General features: G+C 66.3%; 15 protein-coding genes. 1 reads left to right on the forward strand and 14 read right to left on the reverse strand.

Annotated features, from left to right (window positions below; genetic code table 11):
- Positions 1–74: 74 nt before the first annotated feature.
- A complete protein-coding gene (locus BX592_RS18130) occupies positions 75–1,328 on the reverse strand; it encodes an NAD(P)/FAD-dependent oxidoreductase (RefSeq protein ID WP_134193196.1) in 1,254 nt (417 codons plus the stop codon).
- A gap of 131 nt (positions 1,329–1,459) precedes the next feature.
- On the opposite strand from BX592_RS18130, the gene BX592_RS18135 reads away from it, so the two are divergent.
- Positions 1,460–2,194: a class I SAM-dependent methyltransferase gene (locus BX592_RS18135; protein ID WP_134193197.1), complete on the forward strand. Its 735-nt coding sequence runs from the start codon at positions 1,460–1,462 to the stop codon at positions 2,192–2,194.
- Positions 2,195–2,249: 55 nt separating this feature from the next.
- Here the strand turns inward: BX592_RS18135 and BX592_RS18140 are convergent, their stop codons facing one another.
- From BX592_RS18140 to BX592_RS18200, 13 genes are read right to left on the reverse strand one after another with little or no spacing between them, the layout of a single operon-like run.
- The gene (locus BX592_RS18140) at positions 2,250–2,699 is read right to left on the reverse strand and encodes an excinuclease ABC subunit A (protein WP_208327915.1); all 450 of its coding nucleotides are present in this window, start codon (positions 2,697–2,699) and stop codon (positions 2,250–2,252) included.
- Between the two features lie 22 nt (positions 2,700–2,721).
- Complete coding sequence (locus tag BX592_RS18145; protein ID WP_134193198.1) at positions 2,722–3,150, reverse strand: signal peptidase; 429 nt, start codon at positions 3,148–3,150, stop codon at positions 2,722–2,724.
- Between the two features lie 43 nt (positions 3,151–3,193).
- Entirely contained in the window at positions 3,194–4,441 is a 1,248-nt protein-coding gene (locus tag BX592_RS18150) for a beta-ketoacyl-[acyl-carrier-protein] synthase family protein (protein ID WP_134193199.1), read from the reverse strand.
- Positions 4,438–5,664: a beta-ketoacyl-ACP synthase gene (locus BX592_RS18155; RefSeq protein WP_134193200.1), complete on the reverse strand. Its 1,227-nt coding sequence runs from the start codon at positions 5,662–5,664 to the stop codon at positions 4,438–4,440. The genes BX592_RS18150 and BX592_RS18155 overlap by 4 nt, the downstream gene beginning before the upstream one ends.
- Positions 5,664–6,389, reverse strand: a complete 726-nt coding sequence (locus tag BX592_RS18160) for a 3-ketoacyl-ACP reductase FabG2 (RefSeq protein ID WP_134193201.1) — start codon at positions 6,387–6,389, stop codon at positions 5,664–5,666. The genes BX592_RS18155 and BX592_RS18160 overlap by 1 nt, the downstream gene beginning before the upstream one ends.
- The gene (locus tag BX592_RS18165) at positions 6,386–6,892 is read right to left on the reverse strand and encodes a hotdog family protein (RefSeq protein WP_134193202.1); all 507 of its coding nucleotides are present in this window, start codon (positions 6,890–6,892) and stop codon (positions 6,386–6,388) included. Before BX592_RS18165 ends, BX592_RS18160 begins: the two co-directional genes overlap by 4 nt.
- Before the next feature lie 7 nt (positions 6,893–6,899).
- Positions 6,900–8,108: a beta-ketoacyl-[acyl-carrier-protein] synthase family protein gene (locus BX592_RS18170; RefSeq protein ID WP_243849605.1), complete on the reverse strand. Its 1,209-nt coding sequence runs from the start codon at positions 8,106–8,108 to the stop codon at positions 6,900–6,902.
- Positions 8,105–10,525 (reverse strand): MMPL family transporter, encoded by a 2,421-nt coding sequence (locus tag BX592_RS18175; RefSeq protein WP_134193203.1) that lies wholly within the window; start codon positions 10,523–10,525, stop codon positions 8,105–8,107. The genes BX592_RS18170 and BX592_RS18175 overlap by 4 nt, the downstream gene beginning before the upstream one ends.
- Positions 10,525–11,298 carry an outer membrane lipoprotein carrier protein LolA gene (locus tag BX592_RS18180; RefSeq protein WP_243849606.1) on the reverse strand — a complete coding sequence of 258 codons (774 nt, stop codon included), beginning with the start codon at positions 11,296–11,298 and terminating at the stop codon, positions 10,525–10,527. The genes BX592_RS18175 and BX592_RS18180 overlap by 1 nt, the downstream gene beginning before the upstream one ends.
- A complete protein-coding gene (locus tag BX592_RS18185) occupies positions 11,286–11,732 on the reverse strand; it encodes an acyl-CoA thioesterase (RefSeq protein WP_134193204.1) in 447 nt (148 codons plus the stop codon). The genes BX592_RS18180 and BX592_RS18185 overlap by 13 nt, the downstream gene beginning before the upstream one ends.
- On the reverse strand, positions 11,716–13,371 hold the full coding sequence (locus BX592_RS18190; RefSeq protein ID WP_134193205.1) for an HAL/PAL/TAL family ammonia-lyase: 1,656 nt from the start codon (positions 13,369–13,371) through the stop codon (positions 11,716–11,718). The genes BX592_RS18185 and BX592_RS18190 overlap by 17 nt, the downstream gene beginning before the upstream one ends.
- Positions 13,358–15,178 carry a glycosyltransferase family 2 protein gene (locus BX592_RS18195; RefSeq protein WP_134193206.1) on the reverse strand — a complete coding sequence of 607 codons (1,821 nt, stop codon included), beginning with the start codon at positions 15,176–15,178 and terminating at the stop codon, positions 13,358–13,360. Before BX592_RS18195 ends, BX592_RS18190 begins: the two co-directional genes overlap by 14 nt.
- Positions 15,175–16,953 carry an ApeI family dehydratase gene (locus BX592_RS18200; protein WP_134193322.1) on the reverse strand — a complete coding sequence of 593 codons (1,779 nt, stop codon included), beginning with the start codon at positions 16,951–16,953 and terminating at the stop codon, positions 15,175–15,177. The genes BX592_RS18195 and BX592_RS18200 overlap by 4 nt, the downstream gene beginning before the upstream one ends.
- Between the last annotated feature and the right edge of the window lie 2 nt (positions 16,954–16,955).

Here is a 16,955-nt window from a genome sequence, read left to right on the forward strand (position 1 = left end):
TGCCGCTTGAGCGCATCGTGATGCGGCCTCGCGTCGCGTAGACAGCGCGAACGCACGCCGCACCTTCGGTTACTTCACCTGGTCAGCGCGCCGCACGCGATCTCATGCAGCGCGTCGAGCCTGCGCGCCGGCTCCGCGACATACGGATTCGATTCGTCCCACGCGTAGCCAGCCAGCACCGCGCTCACCATCCGGCTGATCGACGGCGTCCGGTCCGGGTAGAAAATGATGTCCTGCAGTTGCCCGGTGTACCAGCGCTCGACAAACGCGCGAAACGTATCGATCCCTTTGCGCAGCGGCCGGTCATAGTCGGCGAGCCAGTCGACCGCTTCGCCATTCAACTGCCGCAACAGCGTGTGCACCGCCAGATGCGCGGAACGCAGCGCAATCGTCACTCCGGACGAAAACACCGGGTCGAGGAACTCGCCCGCATTGCCAAGCAATGCGTAACCCGGCCCATGCAGCCGTTCAACGTTCGCCGCATAGCCGCCAATCTGCCGCACCGGCATCAAAAACGGCGCATCGCCGACCAGCGCGGCAAAGGTCGGCTCGGCCTGGAGCAGCGCACGCAGTCGCGCGTCACGCTGGTCCTCCGGCACATCGAGAAAGCTCGCCTCGGCCACGCAGCCCACCGACACGCGGCCGCCCGCAAGCGGGATCATCCAGTACCAGACGTCGCGATGCTGCGGATGCACCGCAACCAGAATCTTGTTCCGATCGTAGGCGCCCGGCGGATTCATATCGCTTGCATGCGTGAAAATCGCCGCGCGGGTCGGCATGCGCGTCGGCGCTTCGAGATTCAACAGGCGCGGCAGCACGCGGCCAAAGCCGCTCGCGTCGAACACGAAACGTGCACGCACCTGATACGCGGTGCCGGCTTCGTCTTCGACGTGGAGCACGGGTGCGTCGCCGGTTTGCATCGCCTGCACGGTATGGCCAAAACGCACGTCCGCACCGTCGCGCATCGCACAGCGAATCAGCAGATCGTCGAAGGTCGCGCGTTCGACCTGATACGTGGTGCCCCAGCCGGGCGAATGTTTGTCACGAAAGTCAAACGCCGCGAATCGTTCGCGATGCACGAATTGCGCGCCGTTCTTGAACTGGAAACCCGCTTCGACCACCGCCTGCAGCATGCCCGCCTCTTCGAGGTACGCCATGCTTTGCGGCAGCAGGCTTTCGCCAATCGAAAAACGCGGAAAGTGCTGACGTTCGAGCACCAGCACCGACAGCCCGGCTTTTCTGAGCAGCGCTGCGGCGACCGCGCCTGATGGACCCGCCCCGATAATCGCGACGTCGGTCGCGATGTTTTTTGCATTGTCGTTATTCATGTGTTGCGACCACTCCGATCAAAAATCACTGCATTCAATACGGCATCCGCTACACGGCTTTTGCGTCGCGATTACAATGTCGCGCGACCACACGATGAATTGAACAAACCGAATAATCACCGGGGAAACTGATGCCGTCGTCCGAAACATCCAGCGTGCCGTATGTGCCTGAATCGGCATTCGGCGTCTGGTTTTTGCGCACCCATACGTGGGAACACCATGTATTGCGCGTTGCAATCCACGATCTGAAACTACTGATCGACGCACCGCTGCCCGAGCGGCCTGTGCTCGTCGATGCAGGCTGCGGGCAAGGCATTTCATTCCGGCTGCTCGCTGAAGCGTTCAATCCATCGCGCATCGTCGGCGTCGACTTTCATCAACCGTCGCTGACGCTCGCCGCACATGCGGCTCGCGCATGCGGCGAGCGCCATCCACAGACCGCATTCGAACTGCGACATGGCGACTGCGCGGCGCTGCCGGTGCAAGACGCAAGCGCCGACATCGTGTTCTGCCATCAAACGTTTCATCACCTCGTCGAGCAGGAACGCGCACTCGCCGAATTCCATCGCGTGCTGAAACCGGGCGGCCTGCTGCTGTTCGCCGAATCGACCGATGCGTATATCAAGTCATGGGTTATTCGCCTGCTGTTCCGCCACCCGATGCAGGTGCAGAAAAGCGCGGACGGCTACCTCGACATGATCCGCAACGGCGGCTTTGCGTTTAGCGGACGCAACGTGTCGCTGCCTTATCTGTGGTGGAGCCGTGCCACCGACTTCGGTCTGTTCGAGCGGCTCGGCCTGCATCGTCCGCAGCCGGGCAAGCGTCGCGAGACGCTGGTCAACGTCGCCGCCGTCAAGATCGCGTGACGAACTGCGCGTGACTCACTGACGAACGGCAGTCACGCACCGGCCCGCCATGCGCTTACTTCTTCAGCGTCACCACGTCGCCCTTCAGCGCGACACCGGCGACCATCGCGCCCGCGCCACAGGTGAACTCAGTCGCGCTCTCGCGAAGTTCATTTTTGTAGTTGCTCTTGATATTGATCACCGCGTTCGCGCCCTCCTTGCGCGCACGTTCCTGCAGTTCGAGAACCGCGGACAGGAACACGTGCTGGCAGGCCGTCTCGTCGCTCTTGCCGAACGCGTTGGTCTTCTTGTTGGTGGCAAATTCACCGAACGACTTCGCGACCACCGCGTGTTTCTGCCCCGCGAAATACAGGGCGACGTCGTCGCCAACCTTGCCGGGTTCGCTCTTCAGCGCCGGTTCGATCGCATAGCTGCCGATCGAATCGCGCGCGAACACAGGCGACGACGACGCGCATGCGAGGGTCAGGATTACAACGGTCATCTGGCATTTCAGCTGCTTCTTCATTTTTATTCCCCGTCTGGTGGTTTTACTGCGACTCGAGCACGACAACGTCGCCGCGCACAATGATCGACGCGGCGCTGGTGCTCAGGCCGCAGGTGTAGTTCGTATTGGATGACGTCTCGGTGCTGTGAAAGCGCGTCGTGATATTGATCACCGCGTTCGCCTGATGATCGCGCGCATAACCGCGCAGCTTTTGCAGCGCGTCGGTCAGCGCCTGATCGCACGACGCCTGCTTATCGTCGTTCTTGCGTGCGATGCGTACCGATTGCGTGCGTTCGCCCAGCTTGCGCTTCACCCCCGGATGCGCCTGCGAGCCGAAATACAACGCGACGTCCTGCTGCGCGCCAGCCTGACTCGTCACCGGTTGCAGCGACAACGACTCGACATGGGTTGCACAGCCGGCTTGCGTCAATGTGACGACAGCCAGCACCCCGATCGTGCTTCTGACTTTCATTGTTATTCACCTCGTTGTAGAGAAAACCACTGGCCCGCTCACGTCATACGTCTTTCCAGGCCTCGAATATCAGGCTCGCGCAACTGCCGCCGAACCCGAATGAAACCGACATCACCGTGTCGAGCGCCGCGCCGCGCGTCGCCCGCACCAGCGGCAACCCTTCGATGCAAGGGTCAGGCGTCGCGATCCGCGGCGTGCCGGCGATCAACCCGTCGCGCATCATCAGCAGCGCGTAGATCGCTTCGTGCGCGCCGCACGCGCCGAGCGGATGCCCGGTCAGGCCCTTGGTCGACGAAAACGGCGGCATCTCGTTGCCCCATACCACCTGCAGCGCGCGCAGTTCCTCGATATCGCCAAGCGGCGTCGATGGCCCGTGCGTGTTCACGTAGTCGGGCCTCCGCCCGCCGGCATCCGCGAGCGCGCTGCTGATCGCGCGTGCGATGCCCTGCGCGCTCGGCGTCACCATCCCCGCGCCGTCGGCGCACTGCCCGAAGCCGGTCAGCTCCGCGTGGATGCGCGCGCCGCGCGCGCGCGCATGCTCGAGCGATTCGAGCACCAGCACGCCGCCGCCCGATGCAATCACGAAACCATCGCGCGCGACGTCGTACGGACACGATGCATGTTGCGGTTCGTCGTTCGAGCGGCGCGACAGAGCGTGCATCGAATCGAACATCAACGTCATGTTGTCGTGCAGGCCTTCGCTGCCGCCGGCGAGCACGATATCCTGCGCGCCGCTTGCGATCAGCTGCATCGCCTGGCCAATCGCGAGTGCGGACGTCGTGCACGCGGACGACGGCGAATACGCAACACCTTCGATGCCAAACACTTGCGCGACGTTCGCGGACGCGGTGCTGCTCATCACCCGCGGCACGGTGTACGGCGGCACCTTGTCGAGCCCGCGCGCGAGCGCGGTGGAGATCGCCGCGTCGTACGCCGATATCGTGCCGACGCCCGAGCCGATCACCGCGCCCGCGCGCGGCGAGTGCAGCGCGTCGTGCGCCAAGCCGGCGTCGTCGAGCGCGCTGCGCGTCGCGTGACACGCGAAGCGCGCGGTGTCGCCCATAAAGCGTTCGAGCTTGCGCGCAAATGGCGGCTCGCCGTCAGTCGACGCGACGCCCGCGACCTGACTCGCGAAACCGCGTTCGCGCCACGCGTCGACACGCACGATGCCGCTTGTGCCGTCACGCAATGCGGCGGACACGCGCTCGAGCGTATTGCCGATACATGACACGATGCCCATCCCGGTCACGACGACGCGCCGGGGTTCCGTCGCGACACGCTGGATGCTCATCGAACGCGCCTGAAAATCAGCGATGTATTGATGCCGCCGAACGCGAAGTTATTGCTCATCACGTACTCGGCATCGATCTCGCGGCCCGCGCCGGTGATGTAATCGAGCGGCGCGCACGCGGGGTCGACCTGCGTGAGGTTCAGCGTCGGCGCATACCAGTTGCGCTTCATCATCTCGATCGACCACCAGGCCTCGATCGCGCCGCACGCGCCAAGCGTATGCCCGATAAAGCTCTTCAGCGAACTGATCGGCATGCGCGCGCCGAACGTCTGCGCGGTCGCCGCGCTCTCGGCTACATCGCCGCGATCGGTTGCGGTGCCGTGTGCGTTCACATACGCAATCGCGTCGCGGTGCAACTGCGCGTCGTCGAGCGCAAGCTGCATCGCGCGCGCCATCGTGGTGGAACTCGGCTGCGTCATATGCGCGCCGTCCGAGTTGCAGCCGAAGCCGACCACTTCGGCGTGGATGCGCGCACCGCGGGCGCGGGCATGCTCGTATTCTTCGAGCACCAGCGTCGCCGCGCCTTCGCCGACCACGAGTCCGTCGCGCGCCGCGTCGAACGGGCGCGGCGTCAGATGCGCTTCATCGTTGCGCGTGCTGGTCGCGTAAAGCGTGTCGAATACGGCGACCGCCGGCCCCGACAGTTCTTCCGCGCCGCCCGCCAGCATCAGCGCCGCCTTGCCGGTTGCGATCGTTTCGTACGCGTAGCCGATTGCCTGACTGCCCGACACGCACGCGGAGGACGTCGGCACGATGCGGCCCTTCAGATCCCAGAACAGGCTCACATTGACGGCCGTCGTATGCGGCATCATCTGCACATAGCTGTTCGACGTGACATTGGACATCGAACCCGTATCGAGCATCGTGCCGAACGCGCGAATCGGCTCGACCGAGCCGGACGACGAACCGTACGCGACGCCCATCCGGCCGTCCGCAATCGACGCGTCGTCGGCGAGGCCCGCATCCGCGAGCGCCAGTTCGCTCGCGCGCACCGCGTACATCGACACCGGCCCCATCGCGCGCGTCTTCTTGCGCGGGTAATGCGTGGGCGTATCGAAGCCCGGCAGCGGACACGCAAGCCGCGTATGCAGCGACTCGAAGTAATCCCACTGCGGCATGCGCCGCACCGCATTGCGGCCGGCCTTCAACGCCGTTTCGATTTCTTCCCAGCGGCTGCCGAACGCGGTCACGCCGCCCATGCCGGTAATGACGACGCGTTTCATCACACCATCCCGCCGTTCACGCCAAGCACCTGGCGCGTCACATAAGAAGCCGCATCCGACATCAGGAAGCTGACCGCCGCCGCGACTTCGGCCGGCTGGCCGACGCGATTCATCGGCACGGTCTTCAGCGCATGATCGAGCGGCACATCGTCGAGCATGCCGGTTTCGATCAGACCCGGCGCGACGCAGTTGACGGTGATGCCGCGCGACGCGAGTTCGACAGCCAGCGCCTTGGTCGCACCGATCAGCCCTGCTTTCGCCGCGCTGTAGTTCACCTGGCCGCGATTGCCCATCACGCCGGATACCGATGCGATCGTGACGATGCGGCCGCCCTGCTTCGCGCGCACCATCGGCATCGTCAGCGGATGCACGACGTTGTAGAACGCGTCGAGGCCGGTTTCGATCACGATGTCCCAGTCTTCGTCGGTCAGAGCGGGAAACGCTGCATCGCGCGTGACGCCGGCGCTGCACACGATCCCGTAGTACGGGCCGTGCGCGGCGACGTCCGCTTCGAGCACCGCGCGGCACGCGGCACGCTCTCGCACGTCGAACTGCAGCACGCGCGCGGCGCCGCCTTGCGCGGCGATGCCGGCGGTGACCGCCTCCGCTTCGCTGCGGCCGGTGCGGCAGCCGACGGTGACCGCGAATCCATCCGCGGCCAGTTGATAAGCAATCGCGCGGCCGATGCCGCGGCTTGCGCCGGTAACGAGAACGCGGCGGCTCATGACTCGACACTCCCTTCGATAAATGCGTGAAAATCGGTCGGCTGGAACACCTTGATCACCGCTTCGGCGACGCGCGCGCCATCGTGATCGATCGTGCATTCGTACGCGCCGTGGCCTTCGGTGCTGCGCAGCACTTCCTTCACGTCGATGCGCAACGACGCGCCGCGCGCGAATGCCGGCACATGCGCCTGATAACTGCGCGAGCCGAGCAGCACACCGGGCCGCGCGCGGCCGCCCGCGCGCATCGCGATCACGCACACGTGCGCGGCGATCGCTTGCGCCATCAGTTCGACGCCGATCCATGCGGGCATCGCGCCATCGGCATCCGCATACCATGCGTTGCTGTCGACCGTTGCATGCGCGCTCAGCGTGTCGTCGGTGCACGCGCTGACGCGCTCGACCAGCAGCATCGTGCCGCGATGCGGCAGGATGTCCTCGATCGGTGCGAACGCCGGATCGGCGTCGGTGGCGCCAAGCGCAATCAATGAGTTGGTTTCGCCCATCGTCTGTTCACCCTGCGAGTATCAGGCTGGCATTGCTGCCGCCGAATGCAAACGAGTTGCTCATCACATAGCGCAGGCCCGCGCCGCGCGGCAGATAACGCTCGCTTTCGACGAGCTCGAGCGGCGGCAGCGCCGGGTCAGCCTGTCCGTCCCAGCAATGACGCGGCAGCGCGGTGCCATCGCGCGCGAGCGTGAGCCACGCGAAGGCGAGTTCGGTCGCGCCGGCCGCACCGAGCTGATGACCGGTGTACGGTTTGGTGCCGCTTGCCGCAACGCCATCCGCGAATACACGCGCCATCAGGTGCGCTTCCATTTGGTCGTTCTTGCGCGTCGCGGTCGCGTGCAGATTCACGTAGCCGATCGCGGATGGCCGCAGGTTTGCGTCGCGCAGTGCTTCGCGCAACGCCCGCTCGCCGCCCACGCCATCCGGGTCCGGCGCGGAAATATGGTGTGCGTCGCTGGCCTCGCCGGCGCCGACCAGCGCGACCGGCCCTTCTTCGCGGCTCATCAGGAACACCGCCGCGCCTTCGCCGACATTGATGCCGCGGCGATTCACGCTCATCGGATTGGTGCGTGTCGCGCTGGTCGATTCAAGCGCCGCGAAGCCTTGCACGGTCAATTCGCACAGCGAGTCGACGCCACCGGCGACCACCGCGTCGCACAGACCCAGCTGCAGCAGCCGGCGCGCGGAGACGAACGCCTTTGCACTCGACGTGCACGCGGTCGACACCGTGAACGCCGGGCCATCGACACCCAGCGCTGCCGCCGCAAACGGCGCGACCGCGCCGATTTCCATTTGCCGGTAGTCGAACTGCGCGGGTAGCACGCCTTCGCGCGCCTGATGGGCGAACGCCGCCTCGGCGGCCTGAATGCCCGACGTACTGGTGCCGAGCACGACACCGATCCGCTGCGGACCAAAGCGCTCGCGCGCCGCTTCGACCTGCGGCGCAATCTGCGCGAGCGCGGCGAGCAGGATCCGGTTGTTGCGGCAGTCGTAGCGCGCAAGCGCGTCCGGCGGCGCGATATCGAGCGGGTCCATCACGCGGCCGACGAACGCATCGCCGATGCCGGTGCGAATCGTGGCCATGCCGCGCGCGTGTCCGGCGGCAAGCGCGTGCGCAATCGATTCGACATCGTGGCCGAGCGCGTTGATCATGCCGGGCGTGTGCAGATAGACAGGGCGCATGGCCGTTGTGATGCCAGGCAAAGCGCTCATGCGGTTCTCCGGGAATGCGCGGGCATGCCGATCGGCGCAAGCAGCGCCGACACGGCGATGCCAAGCGCAAGCGTGACGCCGAAGCTGTGCAGCGCGGGCATCGAGCTTGCGCCGAGCGTGCCGAACGAAAGCAGCGTCGTCGCGGCGGACAGCAGCACGCCCGTCCATACCGCACCGAGATCGGCGCCGTCGCGCACGCACCCTTCGCGCAGAAACACCGCGTAGTTCGAGCCGACGCCGAGCACCAGCATCAGCGCGAGACAGTTGAACAGGTTCAGCGGGATGCGCGCATAGCCGAATACCGCGAGCGTCACGACTACCGCGAGCAGCACCGGCAGCATCACCGTCGCGCCACCGTGCAGACCGTAGCGGAACATTGACAGCAGCAGCACGAGCACCAGCGCACCGGCCAGCCAGATCATGCTGTAGGCCCGATACTCGCCGAACAGCTTCGATACGCTCGCCGCCTTATCGACGAACACGACACCGGACGACGCATGCGCGACGGCTTCGAGCGAATGCCGGTTCGCGTCAGTCACGCGCTGCGGGATCACGATCGCCGCGTAGCCGTGCGACGCGGTGTCGGTTGCGCCGAGCCACAGATGGCGAAACGGCCGCGACCACGGTGCGGCAAGCCAGCGATCGAGCGTCAGTGGACCGGCGTTCGCCGACTGCCGGTACGCGGCGAGCCACGCATCGGCGACGCTGTCGCGAAAGCCCGCGGCGATTAGCGTGGCGCGCAGTGCGGCGGGATCGTCGAATACGCGATGTGCGAGCAGTGTGCGATCGTCCGCCTGGCGCTGCGCGGACGGCACGAACGATGTGACCGATTGCCAGCCGCCCGTCGACTGCGTGTCGCCAAGCCTGTCGAGTGCGACGCCGAGCGCCTCCGCGCGCTGCAACACGATTTCCGGTGTCTCTGCGCGCACCACGAAGAACTGCGCGGTGTTATCGACGCCGATCGCCACGCGGATCGTCTGTTCCTGCGCGGCCAGCGACGCATCGCGCTGGACCAGCAGATGGATGTCGTCGTCGCCGGACAGACGCAGCCAGCCGGGCGCCGACACGATGAGCAGCAGCGCCGCGACGAGCCACGCGCGAGGTCCGCCGAGGCAGCGCTGCCAGCTCGCGAGCAGACGCGCGGCCGCGTCGAACAGACGTCGCGAATCGCGTTTCGGCGCGTGCGGCAGCAGCGCCGGCAATAGCGTCAGCACCGACGCGAACGCCGCGCAGAGTCCGACAATCGCAAAGCACGCGATCTGCCGCAATGCAGGAAATGGCACGCAAGCGAGAATCGCGTAGCCGAGCAGACTCGTTGTGAGTGCAACCGTCAGCGCAGGACGCACCGCGCGTGCGCCGCGCCACGGGTTCCACCGTTCGCGCGTGCTGCGCGCCGCACCGAGATAGACGACGAAATACTGAATCGAGTAATCGACCGCCTCGCCGATCAGACTCGCGCCGAACACGAGCGTCACCAGATGCAGCTTGCCGAACACCAGCAGTGTCGCCGCGAGCGCGCAGACAATCCCGAGTGCCGTCGATACGAAACCGAGCGCGAGCAGGCGCGGCGAGCGGAAGATCCATAACATCAGCAATGCGATACCGAATACGGAGACCGCGGCGATCAGATGCACGTCGCGCTCGGCCGCGCTGCGCGCCGCCTGCGCGTAAAACACCGCGCCGGTGCGCGCGAGCGATACATCGGGGAACTGCGTGCGAAGTTGCGCGTCGCCGCGCGACACCGCGCGCAGCACCGCCTGCTCGACTTTCGTTTCGTACGCAGAGCCCGGCAGCGTCGCGACCACCAGCACGCTGGTTGCGTCGCCACGGTGCGCCACCAGCAGACCGTCTTCGATGTCGAGGTTCGACGTCGCGAGCGGCAACGCGGCCAGCCAGTGTTCGAGCCAGCCAAATGGATCGTCGGCGAGCGGCGTCGCGAGGCCTCCACGCAGCGGGTTATATAGACGCCGCGCAAGCGCGTCGTGCAGCGTGAGCGAGCCGTCGGTCAGCGCCGCACGGTCGGCCGGCGTCAGCAGACCGAACCGGTACGGCAGATACAGTGTGCCGATCTGCGACAGGTCGAAAGGGGGTAACTTCGCGGTCACGGAGCGAAACGCGCCGCTCGCGGTCAGCATCGCGGCGAGATCGACGGCAGCGGTTTTCGCGTGACCCGCATCGCGGCTCGTGACGACGAACACGGTGCGCTCGCCGAGCGCGGCCGCCAGCGTGTCCACCGCTTTTTCGGCGACCGGGTCGGCTTCGGTCTCAGGCAGCAGTTCGAGCAGGTTCGTCTGCAGCGGCGAAGAGGCGGCGAAGCGCCACGCGCAAAAAAGCGCCGCAGCCAGCGCGAGCACGAGCCATGCGGCGCGGATGCCCCAGCGCTGTCTGACGAGCCGCTCGCGCGCGAGAAGATCCATCACGACGCCCCAAATAGCGCGCGTTCCGCGGGCGTGAGCGCATTGACCGCGGTGCTGCCGGTGAAATCGATCTGCGTGACGTCGCCGCTTGCGAGCGTGATGCGCAACGTCTGCAGATACGCGCCGCCGCTCATCTGCAAGCTGCGGATCGACTGGGCGAGTTGCGGCTGATTCGGCGTCAGCTGCATCTGCCAATGCGCGGTCGTGCCGCGCGCATCGACGTTGAATTGCGTGTACAACGCCGACAGGTCGCCGCCTAGCATCGCGCGCATCATCCGCGATACCTGCGCGACGCCTTGCGCGCCGCCGGAGTGGCCGGCACTTGCACCTTTTTCGCGCTGGCCGTTTGCGTTCACTTCGTTCACGCCGGCATCGCCGATCACATAGGTGGTCCGATACGGCGTGTCGATTTCCCAGACCACGCCGCGGTCGCGGTAAAACAGCAGCGAGCCGGTGCTGACAAGCGGCTCGCGCATCGCAGCGAGCGTCTGCGTTTGTTTGAATTGCGCACGCACGCCTTTCAGTTCGGCGAGGTGCGCGGCGATCGTCGCAACCAGTGACGGGTTGCCCGCTACCTGCGCGGCGGTTGCGTTGGCGCTCGTCGCGTTTGTGCCCGTTGTATTTGTACCCGTTGCAGCGGTTGCGAATGGCGCGCAGAGCATCGCAAGCGCGGTCACGGCTGCCATCGGGATAGCGAAAAGCGCGGCGACCCGCGCGACGCGCAGCCGCGCACCCACGGCCAGCCCGCATGACATGCGATTCAACGTGCCCATGCGCGCTCCAGCTTGTCGAACACAACCGGCGGCGACACAAACTGCAATTCCTGCGTTGCCGCGTCGACCGCGACCTGGATCGTGTAGCCCTTCGTCAGCCGCGTGCCGGACGCACGATCGAATATCTGATAGCCGATCTTCAGCCGGTTCTGATACTCGAGCAAGTCCGCTTGCACGTCGAGCACCTGGCCATACGTGGCCGGCCGCACGTACTTCAGATGCGCTTCGACGACCGGCCACAGGTAACCGGACGCCTGCATCTCGCGATAGTCGTAGTCGAATGCGCGCAGCAACGCCGCGCGGCCGATCTCGAAGTACTTCAGATAGTGGCCGTGCCAGCAAACGTTCATCGCATCGACGTCGTGAAACGGCACTTCGACGCACGCGCTCGCGCTGAGCACAGGCGCGGTCACGGGCTTAGCGATCGCGTGCATCGCTGCCCTCCTCGTCAACCTTCTCGCGGGCCGTATCCATCAGCGCGCAAGCGGCGATTCGCGCGGTCAGCGCGCGTAACTCGTGTTCGAGCGCCCGGTCTTCATCAACGAACGGCGACTGCGCATTGACGCTGTCCGCGAACGCGGCAAGCGGCACGGGCACAGGCGTCGACGCGTTGCCACGCACGCGCAGCCGCAACGCCTGCACCGCGGCCAGCGTATGGGCGGCCGCTACCTGCTCGGTCAACTCGATCACGCGCAGGCAATCGCGCGCGGCGATCGTGCCCATGCTGACCTTGTCCTGGTTATGCGATTCGGTCGAACGCGAAAACACGCTCGCCGGCATCGTCAGCTTCAGCGCCTCGGCCGTCCACGCGGACGACGAGATCTGCACCGCCTTGAAACCGTGATTGATCGGCGCGCGCGCAGGCGCCGCGCCCGACAGGTTGCGCGGCAGGCCGTTGTTGAATTTATCGTCGACCAGCAGCGCGAACTGGCGGTCCATCAGGTCCGCGAGATTCGCGACCGCGGTCTTCAGCGCGTCCATCGCGAATGCGATATGACCGCCGTAGAAGTTGCCGCCGTGCAGCACCTGTTCGCTGTCCGGATCGACCAGCGGATTGTCGTTCGCGCTGTTGAGCTCGTTCTCGATGTCGCGCCGTACCCACGACAGCGCATCGCGCGCGACGCCGATCACATGCGGCGCGCAGCGCACCGAATAGCGGTCCTGCAGCCGGTGGCCGGGCGTGTCGGCGCGGCCCGCGAGGTCCGCGCGAATCCATGCGGCCGCCTCAGCCTGGCCCGCATGCGGTTTCGCCGCGAAGATCCGCGCATCGAAATGCGCGGCGCGGCCGTCGAGCGCGACTGTCGACAGTGCGGTTAGCCGCGCGGCGATCCGCGTCAGATGATCGGCTCGCGCAAACGCGAGACAGGCGAGCCCGGTCATCACCGCGGTGCCGTTCATCAGCGCGAGGCCTTCCTTCGGCGCCAGTTCGAGCGGCGCGTGCCCGAGCTCGGCCCATACGCCGCGTGCGTCGCGTTGAGCGCCGCGAAACAGCACGTCGCGCTCGCCGGCGAGCGCAGCGGCGACATAGGACAGCGGCGTCAGATCGCCGCTTGCGCCAACCGAGCCTTCCGACGGGATACGCGGCAACACGCGATGATTGATCAGATCGGCAAGCCGTTCGAGCAGCACAGGCCGCACGCCGGACAGCCCGTAGGCGAGCGAATTGAGTCGCGCGGCGATCACCGCGAGCGTCTGGCCGTCGTCGAGATACGCGCCCATGCCGCAGCCGTGATAACGCGTCAGTTGCAGTGGCAACGCTTCGACCAGCGCCATCGGCACGTCGACCACGCACGCTTCGCCGTAACCGGTCGTCACGCCGTACACCGTCGCGCCGGACGCGAGATGGCGACGCAGAAACGCCGCGCCGCGCTCGATGCGCGCGCGCCATGCGGGGTCCGCATTCAGCGTCACCGGTGCGCGGTGCTGCGCAATCGCGACCACCTCTTCGATCGTCATCCGACGGCCGCCGACCACGACCGGCGCCAGCGCGGCGGCTGTCGAACTGGTTGTGCGCGCATCGGTTGCGTGCTCACCCAACGTGCGCGTGCGGTCGATCAGATCATGCTCGGCCATTCGCCTCTCCATTCGTTGCTGCCGGCGCGCGCGTATCGACGGCCGCCCGCCGCGCCGGTTGCGCGTTCATTGGACGCGACCAGAAATCGTAAAAGTTGAACCATTGATAAGGCGCCTTGCGGCAGTAGTGTTCGAGACGCTGCGCGTAGCGCTGCGCCCACACGGCGATCTGCGCGGCACGTGCGCCGCGCGGCAGATCGATACGCTCGGCGAACGGCTCGAAGTACACGCGGTGGCCGGCACGCTCCTGCAGACAGAAGAACAGATAGACCGGGCAGCGCAACGCATGGGCGAGCACGTAAGGTCCTTGCGCGAACGGCGCGCTCGCGCCGAGAAATTGCGCATTGACCGTGCGGCCCGCTTCGCTTGCAGGCACGCGGTCGCCGACGATCACCAGCAGTTCGCCGGCTTCGATGCGCTCCAGCATCATCATCGACGTCTGCGGACCGAAGTCGCTCACTTCGACGAGGCGCTGTGCGAAGCGGCTGTTTGCACCGGCCAGCACGCTGTTGAAGCGCCGCGCATGCTCGGTATAGACGATCGCGGTGATCTTCGTATACGCGCCGCGCATCGCCAGCGCGCGCATCATTTCGAGGTTGCCCAGGTGCGCGCCGATCACCAGCGCACCACGCCCGCTCGCGGCGAGCGCTTCGAACGCGCGCGGGTCGTCGAATCGGATCGTATCGACGTCGATGCGCCCGGACCACGCGGCAAGCTTGTGGAGTCCCGCTTGCGCAAACGCGAACATCTGCCGGTACGCAGTGAGCCATCCGGCCCGCGGCATCGGTTCGCCGGGCGCGCCGCTCGACAGACGCGTGAAATACAGCCGCGACGCTTCGCGCGCGGCGCGACCGGTCAGCAGAAAGTACGCGACGATCGGATGCAGCATCCAGCTGGTCACGCGCAGGCCAAACCAGCGGCAGCTTAGGGCGAGCGTCAGCATGCCGGCGCGGCTGCCGCGTTCCGCGATGCGCGCCCAGTGACGGCTGTCGCTGCGCGCGGGTTCTCGGGTGGATGTGCCTGTGCCTTCGCCGATATGCGCATCAGGCGGCATACCCGCATCGCGCGGCATCGCCTTGTGCGCAAGCAGCATCGGCAACCGCCATAGCATGCCGCCGACGAGCCGCGTATGACTTCGCGTGATGCGCAGGTTGTCGCGCAATACGTCGAAATGCGATACGCCGTCGGCCGCGTAGGTCACGCGCGTCGGGATCGTGTGGAACGCGATGCGACGCCAGTACAGGCGCACCAGAATTTCTATATCGAAGTCCATGCGCGTCGGCAGTGCGACGCGCTCGATCAGCGCGCACACGGCCGCTAGCGGATACATCCGGAAACCGCACATCGAATCGCGGATTGTCAACGACAGTGTTTCGATCCAGACCCACAGATGCGTCAGATAGCGCCCGTACAGCCTGGCCTTCGGCACACTCGCGTCGTACACCGGACGTCCGACGATCACCGCGGCGGGCGCCGCGCGCGCCGCCGCGATGAAGTGTGGCACGTCGTTCGCGTCGTGCTGGCCGTCCGCGTCAATTTGCAGTGCGTGCGTGTAGCCGGCATCCCGCGCGGCACGCAGCCCGGCCATCACCGCCGCGCCCTTGCCACCGTTTTCCGGCAAACGCAGCAGCGTCAGCTGCGGCGCGTATTGCGCGCGCAGCGCATGCAGCACCTGCTGCGTCGCGTCGTCGCTGCCATCGTCGACGACGAAGATCGGCAGTTGATGCACCGCGAGCCGCGCCACGGTGTCGCCGATCGCATCCTTGTGGTTGTAGATCGGAATCACGATGCACGCGGTGAAGCTCATGCGCGCTCTCCTGCCGGTGCTCTGGCCTGTTCGCCTGCAAGCTCCCGGTACACGATCACGCCGGATGCGCAATCGCGTTCGCCGAGCCGGTACGCGAACTGAACGCGCCGGCGCGTCGCGTCGTGCGACAGCGTCAGGCCGAGCATCGCGCCGGGTCGCACCGGCGCCATGAATTTCAACCGGTCGATCGACGCGACTGCACGCACACCCGGTACATGCTCCGCTGCGAAACGGATCGCCCAGTCGAGCTGCACAACGCCCGGCAGAATCGGCACGCCTGGGAAATGGCCGGCAAAGTGCGCGAGCGTCGGCGGCACGCGCAACACGTAGTGGATAACGTCGCCACCGCGCGCTTGTGCAAGCACGTCGACGCCCTGCGCGTCCGGCTCGAACGCTTGCGCCAACGCAGCAGCGGGCAGCTTGCCGCGTGTATCGAATGGCAACGCGATACGGAAGCGCCAGCGGCGCGGCAACACGACCGCGTCGAAATACCCGGCGAGATGTCGATGCAATGTGTTCGCCATTGCAATGCGTCCACTGTCGCGCAACGCGGCGCTGCCCGCTTCGCTCAACGCGACCACCGCGCCGATGCGCTCGCGCGACGCGCCGGCCAGCAGCACCGTGGCAGCCTGCGCGACATACGGATGCAGCACAAGCCGCGCCTCCAGCTCCGGCAGCGACACACGCTTGCCATCCAGCTTCACGATGCGGTCGAGCCGGCCTTGCAGAATGAAGCGGCCATCGGCGTCGAATGTCACCGCGTCATCGGTGCGATGCCAGTCGTGGTGCACAAGATGCGGCGAGCGCACTTCGAGCGCGCCGTCCGCGCCACGCCGCGCGTCGATGCCGGCCAGCGGCCGCCATGCGGACGACCCGGACGATTCGGACGATTCGGACGATTCGGAAGACCCGGACGAGTCGCTCTGACGTCGCCAGCCAATGCCGCCGGTCTCGGTGCTGCCGTAAATTTCGACAGGCGCCGCGCCGAATGCCGCTGCGTATTCGTTCGCAGCGTGCGGATCGAGCGGACCGCCGGACGAGAAGAATGCGCGCGGCGCCGGCGCAAGCGTCGCGAATCCCGCCAGCGCGGGCCAGCGCGACAACTGCGCGGGCGCCGACACGACCACCGTCGCGCGATACGCGTCGATACGCGCCTGCAACTGCTGCGGCTCGCCCATCGCAGTGCGATCGAATGGACGCCCGGCTGCAAGCGGCCATAGCACGCGAAACAGCAAGCCGTAGATATGCCGATGCGGCACGCTCGCGACCACCGTCGCATCGCCAGCGAGCGCGCCCCACTCGCGTTCGAGCGTACGCACTTCGGCGTCGAACTGCGCGAGCGTCTTGTGGACCGGCTTCGGTGTGCCGCTGCTGCCCGACGTGTATAGCGTCAACCGTGCGTCCCGATCGATCGAAAGATCGCTGTGCGCGGCGAGGTCCGCTACAGGCACGCTTGCGATCGCACGCAGATCCGCGTCGGTCAATACAGTGTCGTAGCTACCGGCAAGATCGGCCAGATAGCCAGGCGTCGCGCTGGCCGGAATGACCGGCTCCTTGCCGCACGCGAGCACGGCGAACAGCGCACACGCGAATTCATACGTATCGTCGATACACAGTGCACAGCGCGGCCCAGCGTACGTATGCAACCACGCGGCCATCGCATGAACGCGCGCACGAAACGCGGCGAAACCGATCGAAGCCGCGCGCTCGGCATCGCGGCAAACCGGCGCTTGCGACCCACGCGTCGCGCACAGCAGGTCATGCAGCGCGACCATGC

Origin of the sequence: Paraburkholderia rhizosphaerae (genome assembly GCF_004366595.1) — a bacterium.
GTDB classification, from domain to species: Bacteria; Pseudomonadota; Gammaproteobacteria; order Burkholderiales; family Burkholderiaceae; genus Paraburkholderia; species Paraburkholderia rhizosphaerae.

What these genes read in the sequence shown, in the direction of transcription:
- BX592_RS18130 (WP_134193196.1), bottom strand. Translation starts at nt 1,328, where the DNA reads ATGAATAACGACAATGCAAAAAACATCGCGACCGACGTCGCGATTATC.
- BX592_RS18135 (WP_134193197.1), top strand. Translation starts at nt 1,460, where the DNA reads ATGCCGTCGTCCGAAACATCCAGCGTGCCGTATGTGCCTGAATCGGCA.
- BX592_RS18140 (WP_208327915.1), bottom strand. Translation starts at nt 2,699, where the DNA reads ATGAAGAAGCAGCTGAAATGCCAGATGACCGTTGTAATCCTGACCCTC.
- BX592_RS18145 (WP_134193198.1), bottom strand. Translation starts at nt 3,150, where the DNA reads ATGAAAGTCAGAAGCACGATCGGGGTGCTGGCTGTCGTCACATTGACG.
- BX592_RS18150 (WP_134193199.1), bottom strand. Translation starts at nt 4,441, where the DNA reads ATGAGCATCCAGCGTGTCGCGACGGAACCCCGGCGCGTCGTCGTGACC.
- BX592_RS18155 (WP_134193200.1), bottom strand. Translation starts at nt 5,664, where the DNA reads ATGAAACGCGTCGTCATTACCGGCATGGGCGGCGTGACCGCGTTCGGC.
- BX592_RS18160 (WP_134193201.1), bottom strand. Translation starts at nt 6,389, where the DNA reads ATGAGCCGCCGCGTTCTCGTTACCGGCGCAAGCCGCGGCATCGGCCGC.
- BX592_RS18165 (WP_134193202.1), bottom strand. Translation starts at nt 6,892, where the DNA reads ATGGGCGAAACCAACTCATTGATTGCGCTTGGCGCCACCGACGCCGAT.
- BX592_RS18170 (WP_243849605.1), bottom strand. Translation starts at nt 8,108, where the DNA reads ATGAGCGCTTTGCCTGGCATCACAACGGCCATGCGCCCTGTCTATCTG.
- BX592_RS18175 (WP_134193203.1), bottom strand. Translation starts at nt 10,525, where the DNA reads ATGGATCTTCTCGCGCGCGAGCGGCTCGTCAGACAGCGCTGGGGCATC.
- BX592_RS18180 (WP_243849606.1), bottom strand. Translation starts at nt 11,298, where the DNA reads ATGGGCACGTTGAATCGCATGTCATGCGGGCTGGCCGTGGGTGCGCGG.
- BX592_RS18185 (WP_134193204.1), bottom strand. Translation starts at nt 11,732, where the DNA reads ATGCACGCGATCGCTAAGCCCGTGACCGCGCCTGTGCTCAGCGCGAGC.
- BX592_RS18190 (WP_134193205.1), bottom strand. Translation starts at nt 13,371, where the DNA reads ATGGCCGAGCATGATCTGATCGACCGCACGCGCACGTTGGGTGAGCAC.
- BX592_RS18195 (WP_134193206.1), bottom strand. Translation starts at nt 15,178, where the DNA reads ATGAGCTTCACCGCGTGCATCGTGATTCCGATCTACAACCACAAGGAT.
- BX592_RS18200 (WP_134193322.1), bottom strand. Translation starts at nt 16,953, where the DNA reads ATGGTCGCGCTGCATGACCTGCTGTGCGCGACGCGTGGGTCGCAAGCG.